At 70.0% G+C, this 15,358-nt stretch carries 7 protein-coding genes, 1 tRNA gene and 1 pseudogene; 6 read left to right on the top strand and 3 right to left on the bottom strand.

Features of this window, described 5'->3' with window-relative positions; all coding sequences use genetic code 11:
• The first annotated feature begins 905 nt into the window (after positions 1-905).
• The 6 genes from HG543_RS03415 (at position 906) to HG543_RS03390 (ending at position 7,989) form a co-directional block, all read left to right on the top strand.
• On the top strand, positions 906-1,190 hold the full coding sequence (locus HG543_RS03415; RefSeq protein WP_169343193.1) for a hypothetical protein: 285 nt from the start codon (positions 906-908) through the stop codon (positions 1,188-1,190).
• A 260-nt stretch (positions 1,191-1,450) separates the two neighbouring features.
• Entirely contained in the window at positions 1,451-2,509 is a 1,059-nt protein-coding gene (locus tag HG543_RS03410) for a hypothetical protein (protein ID WP_169343192.1), read from the top strand.
• Positions 2,506-4,035: a primase-helicase family protein gene (locus tag HG543_RS03405; RefSeq protein WP_169343191.1), complete on the top strand. Its 1,530-nt coding sequence runs from the start codon at positions 2,506-2,508 to the stop codon at positions 4,033-4,035. The genes HG543_RS03410 and HG543_RS03405 overlap by 4 nt, the downstream gene beginning before the upstream one ends.
• A gap of 8 nt (positions 4,036-4,043) precedes the next feature.
• Complete coding sequence (locus HG543_RS03400) at positions 4,044-4,268, top strand: helix-turn-helix domain-containing protein (protein WP_169343190.1); 225 nt, start codon at positions 4,044-4,046, stop codon at positions 4,266-4,268.
• A complete protein-coding gene (locus HG543_RS03395; protein ID WP_169343189.1) occupies positions 4,265-5,485 on the top strand; it encodes a tyrosine-type recombinase/integrase in 1,221 nt (406 codons plus the stop codon). Before HG543_RS03400 ends, HG543_RS03395 begins: the two co-directional genes overlap by 4 nt.
• A 197-nt stretch (positions 5,486-5,682) precedes the next feature.
• The gene (locus tag HG543_RS03390) at positions 5,683-7,989 is read left to right on the top strand and encodes a hypothetical protein (RefSeq protein WP_169343188.1); all 2,307 of its coding nucleotides are present in this window, start codon (positions 5,683-5,685) and stop codon (positions 7,987-7,989) included.
• 117 nt (positions 7,990-8,106) lie between these two features.
• Here the strand turns inward: HG543_RS03390 and HG543_RS03385 are convergent, their stop codons facing one another.
• The 3 genes and pseudogenes from HG543_RS03385 to HG543_RS03370 form a co-directional block, all read right to left on the bottom strand.
• Positions 8,107-8,412, bottom strand: coding sequence for a hypothetical protein (locus HG543_RS03385; protein WP_169343187.1), 306 nt, complete (start codon positions 8,410-8,412; stop codon positions 8,107-8,109).
• A 720-nt stretch (positions 8,413-9,132) separates the two neighbouring features.
• A tRNA-OTHER gene (locus HG543_RS03375) sits at positions 9,133-9,263 on the bottom strand.
• Positions 9,240-15,347, bottom strand: a pseudogene (locus HG543_RS03370) (amino acid adenylation domain-containing protein); the annotation flags it as partial. The pseudogene HG543_RS03370 and the gene HG543_RS03375, both read right to left, overlap by 24 nt.
• Positions 15,348-15,358 lie beyond the last annotated feature (11 nt).

Below are 15,358 nucleotides of genomic sequence, written 5' to 3'. Positions count from 1 at the left end.
TTCGACGTAGACGCGCCCCTTACCGATGGGAAGCGGCGGCTCAGCCCCCGTGAGTGCAGCCTGAACGCCGTCGTCGTGATTGAAGAGAACGACGCCGTTCACGTTGTACCCGTCGATCCTCCAACCCTTGGCGTTCAGCCGGTCGGAGTAGCGATCGAAGTCACCGTCGCTCGCCCGGAACGTGTAGACACGCCGACCGCTGCCAGCCTCGACGGCGGTCGGTGCAGCCGCATCCTTCCGAACGGCGGCGAGCTGAAGAGAGCGTGTGATCGGGTTCGGCATTGCACCCGGTAAATGGGTGCGGTTTTTGTCTGTGGCTCATTCGCCGCTGACGGCGTCGGCGCGCACTTCTGCCGAGCTGCATGCGGAAGGCGTCGGAGTCTGTTGGGGCGCGCTTGCTTGCTGGCCGGGCCAAAGCCGGGCATTGGAGCCACCAGACGCGAGGGACAGCACGGCGGGCCTGTAGAGGGGCTCCAGGAGCGCGGCAGCCGACGCGCGGGCGAGTGCGGTGCCAAGGGCGGGCAGCGGCACCTGGGGACCGTGGCGCGGGGCGAGTGTACCTGCTCTGCCCGTAGCCGACGCATCGGCATCCAGCCGGTTACGGGGGCGGTTTCGGCAAGATTTCGAGGGGTACGGACGGTAAAACCCAACCGAACCCGCGAGATTTTTTGGAAATTTTCTGAGCGTGTACGACCGCCGAGCACGGTCCCAAGTGCCCGGGCTGCGGAAATCCGAACCGGGGGGGCGTCTCCAGGTCCGTCCATCGCGAGGGCAGGCTGCGGAATGCTAGGCCCTTTGGGTTGCGAGCGAGCGGAGCACGTTCGCCCATCGGTGCCAGTGCCCGTGAACCACCGGCCAAAAAACGCACGCATTTACCGCGATGGGAGAAACAACGAAAAACAAACATGATTGAAGTTCTCGAAAAGTCCATTCCTCACGTCATCACAGCACTCACCCAAGCCGGGCCTGATGGCCTCACCGTGAAGGAGCTGCGCGGGCACCTCGGCTCCGGAGAACAGTTCACTCGACGGGCCCTGACCCTTCTGCTGGCCACTGGCGCGGTGCGCGTGTCCCACCGTCACAGACCCGGCGTGCGCGGTGCGGTGCCGCGCGTCTACATGCTCGCCGACCCCAACGCGCTGACGCCGGTCGCTACGCCTGCCCCACGTCGCGAGGGGGTGACGGAATGACTGACGCAGCTCGTGTCTCCTTCCCCTCTCTCTCTATTCTCCTTAAGGAAGAGAGAGTTCCGTCACTCCGTCACGTACAGAGTGAAAACCCCAGTGACGGAGCAATGACGGAGCCCCAGCGCGTTGGGACTTCCGTCACAGCTCCCCCCATGCCGTCCCATGTTGACGCGGGAAACCGAGCGTCGGCCCCCGCGCAGGTGCCCGCTTCCTGGACGGTCTGCCTGACTGACTCGCGCTTCACTCCCGGGAGCCTGGATGTCGTGGAGTTCGGCTCAGCGGGCGAGCTGATGGGCGCTCTTTACGAGGTGGCCGCCGCTCCGCTCGTGCGTCCGGAGAAGGACGGCCGCGCCATCATCCCGGCCAAGCCGCATCCGCCCTGCGCCGATGGGCTCTACGAGGGCAAGGACGGGCAACCCACGCCAGCACCCTACCGCCGCAACGCGAACTTCTCTTACGTCACTCTGGGCATCGTGGACTTCGACGGTGAAACGCAGGCCGCGCTGGATGCGTGGCTGGCGAGCCTGCGCCGCCGTGGGTTGTGGTTCCTCGCCTACCCAACGCACTCCTACGGGCGCACCGCGAAGCCCATCCGCTACCGCGTCGTCTTCCCGTTCAGTGAGCCCGTGCCCGTTGGCTCGGCGAGCCGTTGGTCCGAGCGCCTTTGGCCGCGCCTCATGCAGTGCGTGGGGCTCGGGGGCCTGACGGAAGCCACGTTGAAGGCCGATATCTCCTGCAAGGACGTTGCGCGGCTCTACTACCTGCCAAGCTGGGACCCCTGCAACGCGCTGCCACGTCCAGCCCCGGAGCACCACCAGGGCCAGCCGCTCGACGTGCAGGCCGAGTTCGGTCCCCTGCTGCGGCAGCCCTTCGCGCGCTATGCCGAGCGTCCCAATGAAGAACAGGTGGACGGCTCGCGGGCGGCTGACCCCAACGACGTGCGTAGGCGGCTCCGGCGCTTCAAGCGTCCCGACGCCGTGACGGTTCTCGCGCAGATGGACGCGGGCGAAGTGCTCATGCTCGACGGGCAGCGGCACCTGGGCATCAACAAGCTGACCGAAATGCTCGCCCGCGTCGCCACGCCCGAGGAGAGTTCGGAAAGCCTCCTCGAAACCGCGCGCCGCTCGCTCGATGCGCTCGTGCGGCTGGAGCCCTCCCGCGACGTGTGGAGTGAAGCGCTGCGAGGGCTGCGCGGGGCTCGCGCCAAGCTCACGCAATGGGACCGCCAGAGAGTGGCCCAACGGGAAGCGGAGTATGCGGAATGGCGCCGTGCTCTGGGGCTGGCGGCCAGCGCTGGCCATCTTAATGGGGGCGAGCAATGAGCACGACCATCCATCCCGGTGACGCGCTGGCCCACGCAGCCGACACGGAAGCAGCGCTTGCCCAGGTCGCTAAGTTGCCGCTCGTGAAGGTCGTTCCGCTGGAGCGCTACCTTGCACGGCGCCACGATGGGCGCGGCTTCGCTCCGGAGTTCCTGACGCAGAAGGCAGCCGAGGACTACCTGATTCTGCGAGGGCTGGTGGACCCGCGAAATATGTGGCCGCGTGGAGTCAGCCCGTTGGCCGCTTCACCCAACGTGCCGGGTCTCTGCGCGGGCGTCATGGCCATTGAGTGCAAGCCGAACGCGCCCGATCTCCTCATGCGTAAGGACGAGACGCTCGCGGTCAACACCTGGGAGGCTCCTACGCTCGTGCCGGTTTCGGGCGATTGGTCCGACGTGCGCCGCGTTCTGCTCTGGCTCGCCGAAGACGAAGCCGGCCTTGACTGGCTGCTCAACTGGATCGCGTTCAAGGTGCAGAATCCGGGCTCCAGGCCGGGCACCGCCATCCTTCTGCAAGGGCCCCCGGGCTCCGGAAAGAACGCGCTCTATCGCGTGCTCGCGCACCTGCTGGGGCCTTCCAACTGCGTCCAGATTGGCGAGGCGGACCTGGCCAAGCCCTACAACCTCCACTTCGCTACGAAGCTCCTCATCTTCGCCAACGAGCTGCTCGACAACCACAAGCGCGGCGGTTCGCTCGGCGACGGGCTCAAGGCGATGATCACCGATAGCGAGGTCTTCCTGGAGAGCAAGGGCGTTCCCCGAACCCCAGCATCAAACCGCGCCGGACTCCTCGCCGCTACCAACCGAACGAAGCCAATCGAAATCGAGGAGAACGACCGCCGCTGGACGGTGTTCCACAACAAGACCAAGCCCGCCGAGTATCAGCACCCGGACCTCGGCATGACGCATCGGGAGTTCTTGGAATCGCTGCACGCGCCGAGTGAGGACGACGCCTTTACGCCCGAGTTCATGGTGCAGGTGGCCGCCTTCGCTCACGCCATGGTCAACCGCGCCGTGGACGCGCGGCGAGTCCGCAGGCCGCACGCGAACGCTTCCCGTGAGGAGCTTCAGCAGCTCAGCGAGCCAGTGACGGAGCAGTTCCTGCGCGATTTGAGCGACAGCCCGGACCGCGACCGCCAGATTCTCGACTGGGCGACGAAGAGTCCCAACGCGCCGTCGAACATGCACGCGCCTCCGGGGCCCGTGGTCGGCAAGACGAAGGCGTTCACGAACGACGTGCTGTATGCGGCGGTCTGCGGCTTCTGCCGTGTGGTGGGGCAAAAGCATCCACCGCAGAAGAGAACCTTCCTTTCCGCGCTGAAGTCGGCGGGCTGGACTGAGCAGCGCGACAGCAAGACGCGGGGCTGGCTACCTCCGTGGCATCAGACGGGCGACGATGCAACGGCGCTCGCAACGAACGTCGTTCCTCTCACGGGACCGCGTAGCGCTGCCGGGACGAGTTCCGGTGCCGCGAACTCGACAGCCGAGCCCAGACCGGGTCACGCGACGCCCAGCAACGGGAGCTGAGCCCTGCGATGAAGATGCCCACGGAAGCGGGCTCCAGCGCGCCCGAGTTTCTCACCGTCGACGAAGCCGCCGGTCTCCTGCGCGTGAACCGGAAGACGCTCTGTGAGTCGATCCGGTTGGGGCAGATACCCGGGGTCGTGCGCGTGGGGAAAGCGCTGCGGATCCGCCGTGCCGCCCTGGTAGAGTCCTCCCCCGGTAAGGGACGCGGTCCTGACGGCAGGGTGAAGCAATGAGCGTCAGGTCGCGGAAGTGGAAGAACAAAGCCGGGAAGATTCAGGAGAGCTGGACGGTGGACATCGTGTTTCAGCACGCAGACGGACGGGAAGAGCGGGTGACGAAGACGTCGCCCGTGCAGACCCGTCGCGGTGCTCAGCAATACGAGCGCGAGCTGCGGCAAGCCCTCCTGAATGGGACTTTCGGAAAGGAGAAGTGCGGCGAGGAAAGCCCGATCACGCTCGCGGAGTTCACCCCGCGTTTCCTCACCTACAGCGAGAACAACAACAAACACTCAAGCGTCGTGAGCAAGGGGCAGATCCTTGCCGATCACGTCGTTCCGTTCTTCGGGAAGATGGCGCTCGCGAAGATCGGCCCGGCTGAAATCGAAGACTTCAAGGCGCTAATGCGGAAGAAGAAGTCAGCCGCTCGCGCCCGGAAGGAAGCTCCCACAAAGGCGGCGATCCGGAAGCGGCAGGACGTGGAGCCCAAGCCCCTGAGCTTGAAGACCATCAACAACGTTCTGACCGTGCTTCACAAGCTGCTGACGCTCGCGGAAGAGCAACGGGTCATCCCGCAGGCCCCGCGCGTGAAGCTCTTCGGGAAGGTGCCGAAGGCTGCCTTCGACTTCCTGAACTTCGACGAAGCCGAGCGGCTTGTCGCCGCTGCTGACCTGGAGTGGCGTCCCGTGCTGCTCGTCGCCCTCAAGGCGGGGCTGCGGCTGGGGGAGCTAATCGGGCTCCAGTGGACCGACCTGGACTGGCAGCGGAGCACCCTTCACGTTCGCCGGACTATCTGGCGCGGGGTGGAGGGCTTGCCGAAGGGCGGGCGCGAGCGGGCGGTCGAGCTGCCTGCGTCCGTGGTGGATGCCCTCAAGGCACACCGGCACCTTCGGGGCCGCTTCGTGTTCTGCCATGAGGACGGACAGCAGCTCACCGAAGGGACGTTGAAGGCGCCGCTACGTCGGGCGCTCCGGGCGGCGGGCATCACCCGCGAGCAGGGGCAAATCGGCTGGCACGACCTGCGGCACACCTACGGGAGCCACCTCGCAATGAAGGGGGTTCCGCTGAAGGTGATTCAGGAGCTGATGGGGCACGCGACCATCGAAATGACGATGCGCTACGCCCACCTGAGCCCCGAGACCCGGAAGCAGGCTGTCGCGGTGCTCGACGCGCCCTTTGCGCCGGCACGCGACATAGACGCAACACGGCTGGAAGGTGCTGCTAACCAGCCGTGATCACGGCCTAAAATGTGGAGGCGGCGGGAATCGAACCTGCCGCCTGGCACTCCCAGAAGGGCGATCCCGCACCGGTGTTTTTCAGCAGCCTGCCAGGGGCGCGCACTCGGAGTCCGCTCCGAAGGGCGCTATTGTCTCCCTCCGTGAGGACGCCCCCTGCCCCTGCCCTCCTGAATTGCGCCGCCCTGAGCTGTGTCGTGGCGGCGCTGCTCTCCCTCCCCGCCCGCGCGCAGGACTGCGCGTTACCGGCGCCCCGTGACGCAGCGCTACTGCTCGCGGCGGCCGAGGCGGACGAGCGGCTCGCGCGCTCGCTGGAGGAGGCCTCCAACGCCTGCCGCATCCCCGGCGAGCTGTGCGACGGCGCGCTGAAGCGCTGTCGCACGGACGCCGAGGCGGTGAACACCCGCGCCGCGGCGCACGACGAGGCGGCGCTCCGCGCCCAGCTCGCCGCGCCCGTGGGCGGTGAGGCCTTCGACCTCCAGCTTCCCCTTGCGCACGTCGAGGCCCCGGCCCACTGCGACCTTACCCAGGGAGGCTTCGCCGCGCAGGCCCGCCAGCGCCGCATCCACGCCTCGACGCACCGGCAGGTGCACGCGGAGGCGCTGCGGTGGGCCACCTGGACGCAGGGCGCCCTCGCGCGCTGCGGGCAGCGCCCCGGCGGCGCGGTGGTGAGCGCTGCGGGCACGTCGGGTGCCGCAGTCGCCGTTCCCGCCGTGGCCCAGCATGTGGCCGCGCCCACGCCCGCGGCGGCCGTGGCCGCTCCGGGGGCGGCCCCAGCGGCGGCGGTCCCGCCGGTGGCGCCTGCGCCGACGTCCGCTGCGCCGACATCCGCTGCGCCGATGGCAGCTGCCGCGACGTCCGCTGCGCCGATGACGGCTGCCGCGATGCCCGCTGCATCGATGCCCGCTGCACCGACGGCGTCCGGAGCGAGTGCCTCTCCATCGGAGGCCCCTCTCCTGGCGGCCGCCACGCCGGCGCCGTCCGCATCGAGGCCCGCGCCGCCTGCGTTTGCCACCATCGAGGCCCGCACCATCCAGCCGGACGCACAGGCCGAGCAGGAGCATGCCGCGGGCGAGGCGGCAGCGCAGCGCGCCCGCATGGAGGCGGAGCAACGCACCCGCGCCGAGGAGCAGCGCGCCCGCATGGAGGCGGAGCAACGCACCCGCGCCGAGGAGCAGCGCACCCGCATGGAGGCGGAGCAGCGCGCCCGCGCCGAGGAGCAGCGCGCCCGCATGGAGGCGGAGCAGCGCGCCCGCGCCGAGGAGCAGCGGCGGTTGCAGGCCCAGCGCGAGGAGGCGGCGCGGTTGGAGGCGGCGCGTGTGCAGGCCCAGCGCGAGGAGGCGGCGCGGTTGGAGGCGGCACGTGTACAGGCCGAACGCGAGCGGGCCGAGCGCCTGGCCGCGGAGCGCACGGAGCTGGAGCGCCTGCGGCGGGAGCAGCGCGAAAAGCTCACGCAAGAGCAGGAGGAGATGGAGCGTCGGCGCGAGGCGCAGCTCGAGAAGGCGGAGCGCGAGGCCGAGCGGCGCAAGCTGGAGGCACAGGCCCGCGCCGAGGAGCAGCGGCGGGAGGAGGCGCGCGAGCGCGCCGAGCAACTGGCGGAGCAGGCCGAGGAGCGCGCGGGGGCCCACCGGCGCGCCGTGGCGCAGCTGAAGGCCGAGCAGGAGGCGCGCGAGAAGGCGCTGCGTGCCCAGCGTGAGGCCCTGCAGCGCGAGGAGGCCGAACAGCGCGAGGCGCGCGTGGCCCAGGACGCGCGCAAGGCCCAGGCGCAGGAGGAGGCCCGCCGCGCGAAGTACGCCGCGCTCGAGCTGCAGGAGCAGGAACAGCGCGCCGGTGAGGAGCGCCTGCGCCGGCTCGAGGCAGAGGGGGAGGAGCGCCGGGAAAAGGACGCGAAGGCGCACGCGGATACGCTCGCGCGGAGCGAGGACCCGCGGGCGCGCCCCGGCAGGGAGCTCTCGCTCGCCGCCAGCGGCGCAAGCCTCTCGCTGCCAGGCACGCTGGACTCCGGGAACACCTACCTGGGCGGCGCGACACTGGGCCTGCGCCTCGGCTTCTTCGGGGAGCCGCCGCTCGAGGGCGGGATGGCCTCGGGCCTCGAGCTGCACGCGCAGGGTCAGTACCTGCGGCAGCTGGGCGGCACGGCCAAACAGCAGCTCTTCCGGGTGGTGCCTGGCGCGCGCTTCTGGCTGGGGCGCATTGGCCTGGGAGCCTCGGCCGAGTGGCAGCGCGTGCAGGCGACCGCGCCCGTGACGGGCGAGACGCAGGCGACGAGCGCGCTTCTCGCCGGGCCGCAGCTCGCCCTGGCCCTGCTGGACGGCAGGGCGCAGCGCCTGGTGCTCAGCGCCCGCTGGCTGCCGCTGCTGGACGGGGAGCTCGGCACCTGGGGCGCCGCGGTGGAGGGGGGCCTCGGCCCGTTGCTGCTGGGCGCCGAGCTGCTCCGCGGTCAGGCGGGCTCTGGCGACGGGTGGACCGCCGCGCTGTCGGTGGGCTACCGCTTGCACTTCTGAGGCACACCGGCAGCACGCCGGGCAGCGGCAGCTCTCGAGTGTTCGGAGACAGATCAAAACCTCATTCCTGGAGTCCGTGAAGACACCGCTCCAGGAATGAGTGACCGCGATGGGTGATCAGCCCTGGGCCTGCTCGACGGGAGCGCGGCAGATGAGCGCCGCGTCATCGGTCTCCTGCTGGGCGGCCTCCGGTTGCACGAAGGCCTGCACCTCGGACGGCTGCGCCGTCAGGCCATCGCAAACGCCGAAGTACTCTCCGCACGTGGTGATGGTCCTGTCGAAGTCCCAGCACGGGGTGCTGCACTCCCACTGGCCGACGCACTTGTAGTCACAGTACGGGTAGTAGGGAGCCGCCGCGCTGGCGGACAGCGGCGCGAGGAAGAGGGCGGGGATCAGGAGCAGGGAGCGGCGGAGCAGGTTCATGACGTCTCTCGGGTTGAAGTGGCACCACTGCGGCTCAACGGCTGTCCGGAAGACGAGGACAGTCCGGCGCATACTGCCTGGAACCAATGGCAGGTCAAACCCCAAAAAAATCGGACCTCCTGGAGTCCGTGAAGAAACCGATCCAGGAGGAGCGCCGCGATGGGTTTTCATGAACGGCCCCCAGGGTCGTCCCTCCTTCAATCAAAAATCAAACCAGGGGAGTGGGACGCGTGGCCAATGAAAGACATGAGCCTTCACCTGGACGGTGGGTGCTGCTCAAGGACGTGAGGCTCCTCTCGGACGTCCTCACCCTCTTCCTGCGCGCGGCGTGCGCCCTGCAGTGACGGAGGGCACGGCGGCATGGCCTACGCGGCCGGTCAGGGTAGAACGAGAACGCGGCGCGGTCCTCGAGACGCTCGAGCCCGGAGCCAGGCGCGGCTCAGCGGTACACGACGAAGTTCTGCCCGTTGTTGTTGTTCCAGGTGCGGTTGCCGGACGCGTCATCCACGTAGAAGGCGAACTGGATGGTGCTGAACGAGATGTACGGCGGAATATCGAAGCGGCCGTACCAGACCTCGTCCTGGCTGCCGTGGGCGTTGGGCTCGTTGTTCGCCCACTGGAGCGACCGTTACTGCGCCGTCTGCCAGTTGTCCCAGCCCCGCCGAGGGCTCAGTTCCGGCAGGCGGGCTGGCCGGGCTCAGAGCGGCGGGTTGCTTTCATTGGAGGCGGCGGGAACCGAACCCGCCGCCTCTGTGCCATCACTCCTGAATCTTCCTCGCGAGCAGCTCCACGCTCGGCGCGTGGAGGACGGAGTGGTGGTCACCCGGAAGCTCGTGCACCTCCACGCCTCCGGCCGCGAGCATCGCCCAGCCACCATCCGGCCCCGTGGGCACCTGTGTCTCACTGGCGCGAACCAGGGTGACACGACCACCGTAGGCACCGGGCTGGTAGTCCCAGAGCGCACGGAGGTTGCTCGCGAAGACTCGGTACAGCGCGCGGAGCTGCTCCAGGCCCACGCCGCGCGCCAGGACACCGGCGTTGCGGCCCGCCTCCAGCAAGCGACTCAGCAGCGCATCGCCTCCGGGCACCTCCTCCTCGCGGAGCTCCGGCACGGGCAGTCCGACGAGCCGCGCCGTGAACTCCACGAACCGGGCCGCGAGCCACGACTCCCCTGCCCCCTCCGGCGGACGCTGGTCGAAGGCATACGCGTCGATGAGCACGAGCTGCTCCACCCGCTCCCCTCGCTGCTCCAGCTGCCGCGCCATCTCGAAGGCCACGACGCCTCCCAGCGACCAGCCTCCCAACCGGTACGGGCCGGACGGTTGGACCGCGCGCAGCTCCTCCACGTAGCGCGCCGCCAGCGCCTCCACCGTCTCCAGCGGAGTGCCCTCTCCGTCGATGCCGGGCGACTGGAACGCGTAGAACGGCTGCTCCGGCCCCAGCGCGCGCGCCAGCTCCAGGTACGGCAGGACGTTGCCGCTGACCGGGTGGACGCTGAAGAACGGACGGCGCGAGCCTCCCGTGGTGAGCGGCACCAGCGGTGACAGGTGCCCCGGCGCCTCGCGCAGGCGCGCCGCCAGCTCCTCCAGCGTGCCCGACTGGAACAGCGACACCACGGGCAGGCTCCGTCCCAGGCGCTCGCGGATGAGCGACATCATCCGCATGGCCAGGAGCGAGTGTCCGCCCAGCTCGAAGAAGTCCGAGTGGATGCCGATGGGCCCGACGCCCAGCAGCTCCTCCCAGATTCGCGCGAGCAGCAGCTCCACCTCGTCGCGCGGCGGCACGTAGGCACGCGCCGGCTCCGAGCGGACCTCCGGCGCCGGAAGCGCCTTGCGGTCCACCTTGCCATTGGGCGTCAGCGGCAGCGCGTCCAGCGTCACGAAGGCCGCGGGCACCATGAAGTCAGGTACCCGCTCCTTCACGAACCGCCGCAGCTCCGCCGCGTCGAGCGCCCCGCCCGACCGGGCCACGACGTAGGCCACCAGCCGGCCCTCACGCGCCAGCACCACCGCGTCGCGCACGTCCGGCTGCTGGCGCAGCGCGGCCTCGACCTCGCCCAGCTCGATGCGGAAGCCGCGCACCTTCACCTGCTGGTCGATGCGGCCGAGGTACTGGAGCACGCCCTCCGGCAGCCACCGCACCCGGTCTCCGGTCCGGTACAGCCGCGCTCCGGGCTCCTGGCTGAACGGGTCCGGCACGAAGCGCTCGGCCGTCAGCTCCGGCCGGTCCACGTAGCCGCGCGCCAGGCCCGCGCCGGCCAGGTACAGCTCGCCGGCCACGCCCTGGGGCACCGGCTGCCCCAGCGCATCCAGCACGTACGCGCGCGTTCCATCCAGCGGCCTGCCGAGCGTCGGCTCCCGCCGCGCGCCCCGGGGCGCCACCGTCCACGTCGAGTACGTCGTGTCCTCCGTGGGCCCGTACAGGTTGAGCACGCGCTCCACGCCGGGCGCCGCCTGGTGGATGGCCTGCACCAGCGAGTTGGCCAGCGGCTCGCCGGCCAGGTTCACCGTCCTCACCGAGCCCGGCACCGCGTTGGCGCGCACCAGCTCCGCCATGGCCGACGGAACCGTGTTGATGAGCGTCACCCGGTCCGCCGCCGGAAGCGACGGCAGCTCGAGCGCGTTCCTCGCCACCACCACCGCGCCACCGCGCGTCAGCGGAGCGAACAGCTCGAAGACGGACAGGTCGAAGTTGAGCGAGGTGGAGGCCAGCACGCCGGCCAGCTCAGCCGCCGCGAAGGCGCGGGCCGTCCAGCGCAGGAAGGCCACCGCGCTCCGGTGCTCCAGCGCCACGCCCTTGGGGCGTCCCGTGCTGCCCGACGTGAACAGCACGTAGGCCAGATGGTCCGGAGCGACGCCGGAGACCGGTGCGTCCCCGCGCGCGGACGCCAGGGTGTGCGCCTCATCGAGCGCCACCCAGGCCGCCTCCGACGGGGGCAGCGACTCCAGGAGCCGCCGCTGTCCCACGAGCACCCGCGGCTTCGCGTCCTCCAGCATGTACGCGAGCCGCTGGCGCGGGTACGCGGGATCCAACGGCACGTACGCGCCGCCCGCCTTGAGGATGCCCAGCACCGCCACCACCAGGTCCTCCGTGCGCTCGATGCACAGGCCCACCCGGACCTCCGGCCCCACGCCGAGTCCGCGCAGGTGATGCGCCAGCCGGTTGGCCCGCAGGTCGAGCTCGCGGTACGTCAGCGCCACCGCGCCGGCCCTCACCGCCACCGCGTCCGGCGTGGCGGACACCTGGCGCTCCACGAGCGTGTGGATGCACGCGTCCGCCGGACCCGCCGAGCCGGTGTCGTTCCACTCCACCAGCAGCCGCCGCTTCTCGTCGTCGCGCAGCAGGGGCACCGCGAAGACGGACTGCTCCGGCCGGGCGATGGCCCCTTCGAGCAGCGCCTTCAGGTGGCCGAGCAGCCGCTCCACGGTCGCGCGCTCGAACAGGGCGGTGCTGTACTCCAGGCCTCCAGTGAGTCCGTCCTCGCCGTCGGCCAGACCGAGCGTGAGGTCGAACCGCGCCACCCGGTGCTCCACCTCCACGGGCTGGAGCGTCAGGCCGGACATCCCCTGCCCCGCCGCCTTGGGCGTGCTGTCGAGGGTGAGCATCACCTGGAACAGCGGCGAGTGACTCAGGCTGCGCTCGGGACGCAGCTCCTCGACGAGCTTCTCGAAGGGTACGTCCTGGTGCGCGTAGGCACCGAGCGTCACCTCGCGCACGCGGGCGAGCATCTCGCGGAACGAGGGATTGCCGTCCAGCCGCGTGCGGAGCACCAGCGTGTTGACGAAGAAGCCGATGAGGCCCTCCGTCTCGCCGCGCGTGCGGCCCGCGATGGGCGAGCCGACGCAGATGTCCTCCTGGCCCGAGTAACGCGCCAGCACGGCCTGGAACGCCGCCAGCAACACCATGAACGGCGTCACGCCCTCGCGGCGGCCGAGCGCCTTCACGGCCTCGGACAGCTCGCGGCCCAGCGAGAACGGCGCGAAGGCTCCCTCCAGGGACTGCACCGCCGGCCGAGGCAGGTCCGTGGGCAGCTCCAGCAGCCGGGGTGCGCCGTCGAGCTGCTGCTTCCAGTAGCCCAGCTGAGCGTCCAGCACGTCACCGCTCAGCCAGCCGCGCTGCCAGATGGCGTAGTCCGCGTACTGGAGCGGCAGCTCCGGCAGCGGAGACGGCAACGACTGGGAGAACGCCGCGTAGAGCTGTGCGAGTTCCTGGACCAGGAGTCCCATGGACCAGCCGTCGGAGATGATGTGGTGCATCACCAGGACGAGCACGTGCTCCTGGTCCGACAGCTTCAGGAGCGTCGTCCTCAGGAGAGGGCCCCGCTCCAGGTCGAACGGGCGCTGGGATTCTTCCAGGGCCCGCCGACGCGCTTCCGCCTCGCGCTCGGACTCGGAGAGGTGGCACAGGTCCACCACGTCGAGCCGTGCGCGGCCCCGCGGGTCGATGATCTGCACGGGAGCGCCACCCATGACCTGGAAGGTCGTGCGCAGCGACTCGTGGCGGCGGACCAGCTCGTGGAAGGCGTGCTCCAGGGCGCCTGCGTCCAGCGAGCCGGACAGTCGCACCGCCGAGGGCACGTTGTAGACGGTGCTCCCCGGTTCTAGCTGCTCCAGGAACCACAGGCGCTGCTGCGCGAAGGACAGCGGCGGCGCGCCATCGCGAGGCGCGGGCTTCAAAGGCGGCGCCTGCGTTCCCCCGGTGATGGCACGTGCGCTCTCGATGCGGAGGGCCAGCTGCGCGATCGTCGGCGACTCGAACAGTTCGCGCAGCGGCAGCTCCACCTGGAAGGACTCACGCACCCGCGACACGAGCTGCGTCGCGAGCAGTGAGTGGCCACCCAGCGCGAAGAAGTCGTCGCGCACGCCCACCCTGTCCTGACGCAGCACCTCCGACCACAGGCTGGCCAGCACTTCCTCCACCGGCGTGCGGGGTGCGACGTACTCATGCCTGTGGATTTCGGACGCGCTCTCCGGCGTAGGCAGGGCCTTGCGGTCCACCTTGCCGTTGGGTGTGAGTGGCAGCACGTCCAGCACCACGTACGCGGACGGCACCATGTACTCCGGCAGCCGCTGCTTCAGGTGCGTGCGCAGCGTGGCCACGTCCAGTGCCGCGCCCTCCTTCGCCGTCACGTACGCCACCAGCCGCTTGCCTTCGGCTCCGTCCTCCCGCGCCACGACGGCGGCCTCACTGACGCCCGCGTGCTGCGCCAGCGCCGTCTCCACCTCGCCCGGCTCGATTCGGAAGCCGCGCACCTTCACCTGCGTGTCGTTGCGGCCGAGGAACTCCAGCGTGCCGTTCTTCCTCCAGCGCACCTGGTCGCCCGTGCGGTACAGCCGCTCTCCGTCGCCGAACGGGTTGGGCACGAAGCGCTCGGCCGTCAGCTCCGGCCGGCCCACGTACCCTACCGCCAGGCCCTCTCCTCCCACGTACAGCTCGCCCGGCACTCCCACCGGGACCGGGCGCAGGGAGGCGTCCAGCACGTACGCGGACGTATTCGTGATGGGACGGCCGATAGGCACCGAGGCGCCCAGCTCCTCCACTCCCTCCATGCGGTAGCACGCGGAGAAGGTCGTGTTCTCCGTCGGGCCGTACCCGTTGATGAGCACGTTTCCAGAGGCCAGCCGCTCCTTCACTCGCGTCACCGGCAGCACGTCGCCACCCGCGAGCACCTGCTTCACTCGCGCCAGCGCTTCGGGCTGCCTCGCCTGCATCTGCTCGAAGAGGGCCGCCGTCAGCCACAGGGACGTGATGCCAGACTCGCCCAGCGCACGGCCCAATTCCTCCAGCGACGGAGTGCCCGCCGGGTACACCACCAGCTTCGCGCCATGCAGCAGCGCACCCCAGACTTCCAGCGTCGAAGCGTCGAACGAGATGGGCGCCAGCTGCAGCCACACCTCCTCCGGTCCGAAGTGCGCGTAGTCGGCTGCCGCGTCAGTAGCGGAGCCGGTGCTCACACCGGTGGCCATGAGGCCCGTTCCCGCAGCTCCCTGGACTCCCGCGTTGCTCAGCACCAGCCGAGCCACCGCCCGGTGCGGCACGCCCACGCCCTTCGGCTTGCCCGTGCTTCCCGACGTGAACATCACGTACGCCAGGTTGTCGCCACCCACAACGGGACGCGGATTGCTGTCCGGCTGGCGAGCGATGCGCGCCTGCCAGTCGGTATCCACGCGCACCACGGCTTCGCCATCCGGCAGCGCGAGCTTGTTGAGCAGCGACTCCTGCGCGACCAACAGGGCCACACCGGCTTCGCGCCGCATCCAGGCCAGCCGTTCCACCGGGTAGCTGGCATCCAGCGGCACGTACACACCGCCCGCCTTCAGGATACCCAGCACGCTCACCACCAGATCCAGCGAGCGTTCCACGCACAGCCCCACGCGCACCTCGGGGCCCACTCCCATGCCCCTCAGGTGATGCCCGAGCTGGTTGGCGCGCTGGTTGAGCTGCGCGTACGTCAGCCGCTGGCCCGCGTACTCCACCGCGACCGCTTCCGGCGTCCTCTGTACCTGCGCTTCGAACAGCTCGTGCAGGCCCGCCTCGCGCGGGTACTCCACTCGCGTCCCGCTCCACTCGGACACGAGCCGGCGCTGCTCCTCCTCACCCATCAACGGCAGATCCGCCAGGCGCGTCTCGGGCCTCGCGACCGCTGCCTCCACCAGCACCCGCAGATGCCCCAGCAGCCGCTCCACCGTCTCCGGCTCGAACAGGTCGCTGTTGAACTCCAGGCCTCCGGAGAGCCCTTCTTCCGACTCACCCATGCCGAGGGTGAGGTCGAACTTGGCCGTCTTGCCCGACGACTCGGCCGCCTCCAGCGTCAGCCCTGGCAGCTTCACCGCTCCGCCCGGCGCGTTCTGCAGCACGAACATCACCTGGAAGAGCGGGCCGCGGCTCATGTCGCGCTCGGGCTGCAGCTCCTCCACCAGCCTCTCGAAGGGCACCTCCTGGTGCG

The sequence above is a fragment of the Pyxidicoccus fallax genome (genome assembly GCF_012933655.1).
In the GTDB taxonomy this organism is placed as follows: domain Bacteria; phylum Myxococcota; class Myxococcia; order Myxococcales; family Myxococcaceae; genus Myxococcus; species Myxococcus fallax.
Note: the sequence above shows the minus strand (reverse complement) of the source record. Positions and strands in the feature narration are given on the sequence as shown.

Coding starts and splice junctions, on each gene's coding strand:
- HG543_RS03400 (WP_169343190.1), top strand. CDS start 4,044: ATGAAGATGCCCACGGAAGCGGGCTCCAGCGCGCCCGAGTTTCTCACC.
- HG543_RS03405 (WP_169343191.1), top strand. CDS start 2,506: ATGAGCACGACCATCCATCCCGGTGACGCGCTGGCCCACGCAGCCGAC.
- HG543_RS03385 (WP_169343187.1), bottom strand. CDS start 8,412: ATGAACCTGCTCCGCCGCTCCCTGCTCCTGATCCCCGCCCTCTTCCTC.
- HG543_RS03395 (WP_169343189.1), top strand. CDS start 4,265: ATGAGCGTCAGGTCGCGGAAGTGGAAGAACAAAGCCGGGAAGATTCAG.
- HG543_RS03415 (WP_169343193.1), top strand. CDS start 906: ATGATTGAAGTTCTCGAAAAGTCCATTCCTCACGTCATCACAGCACTC.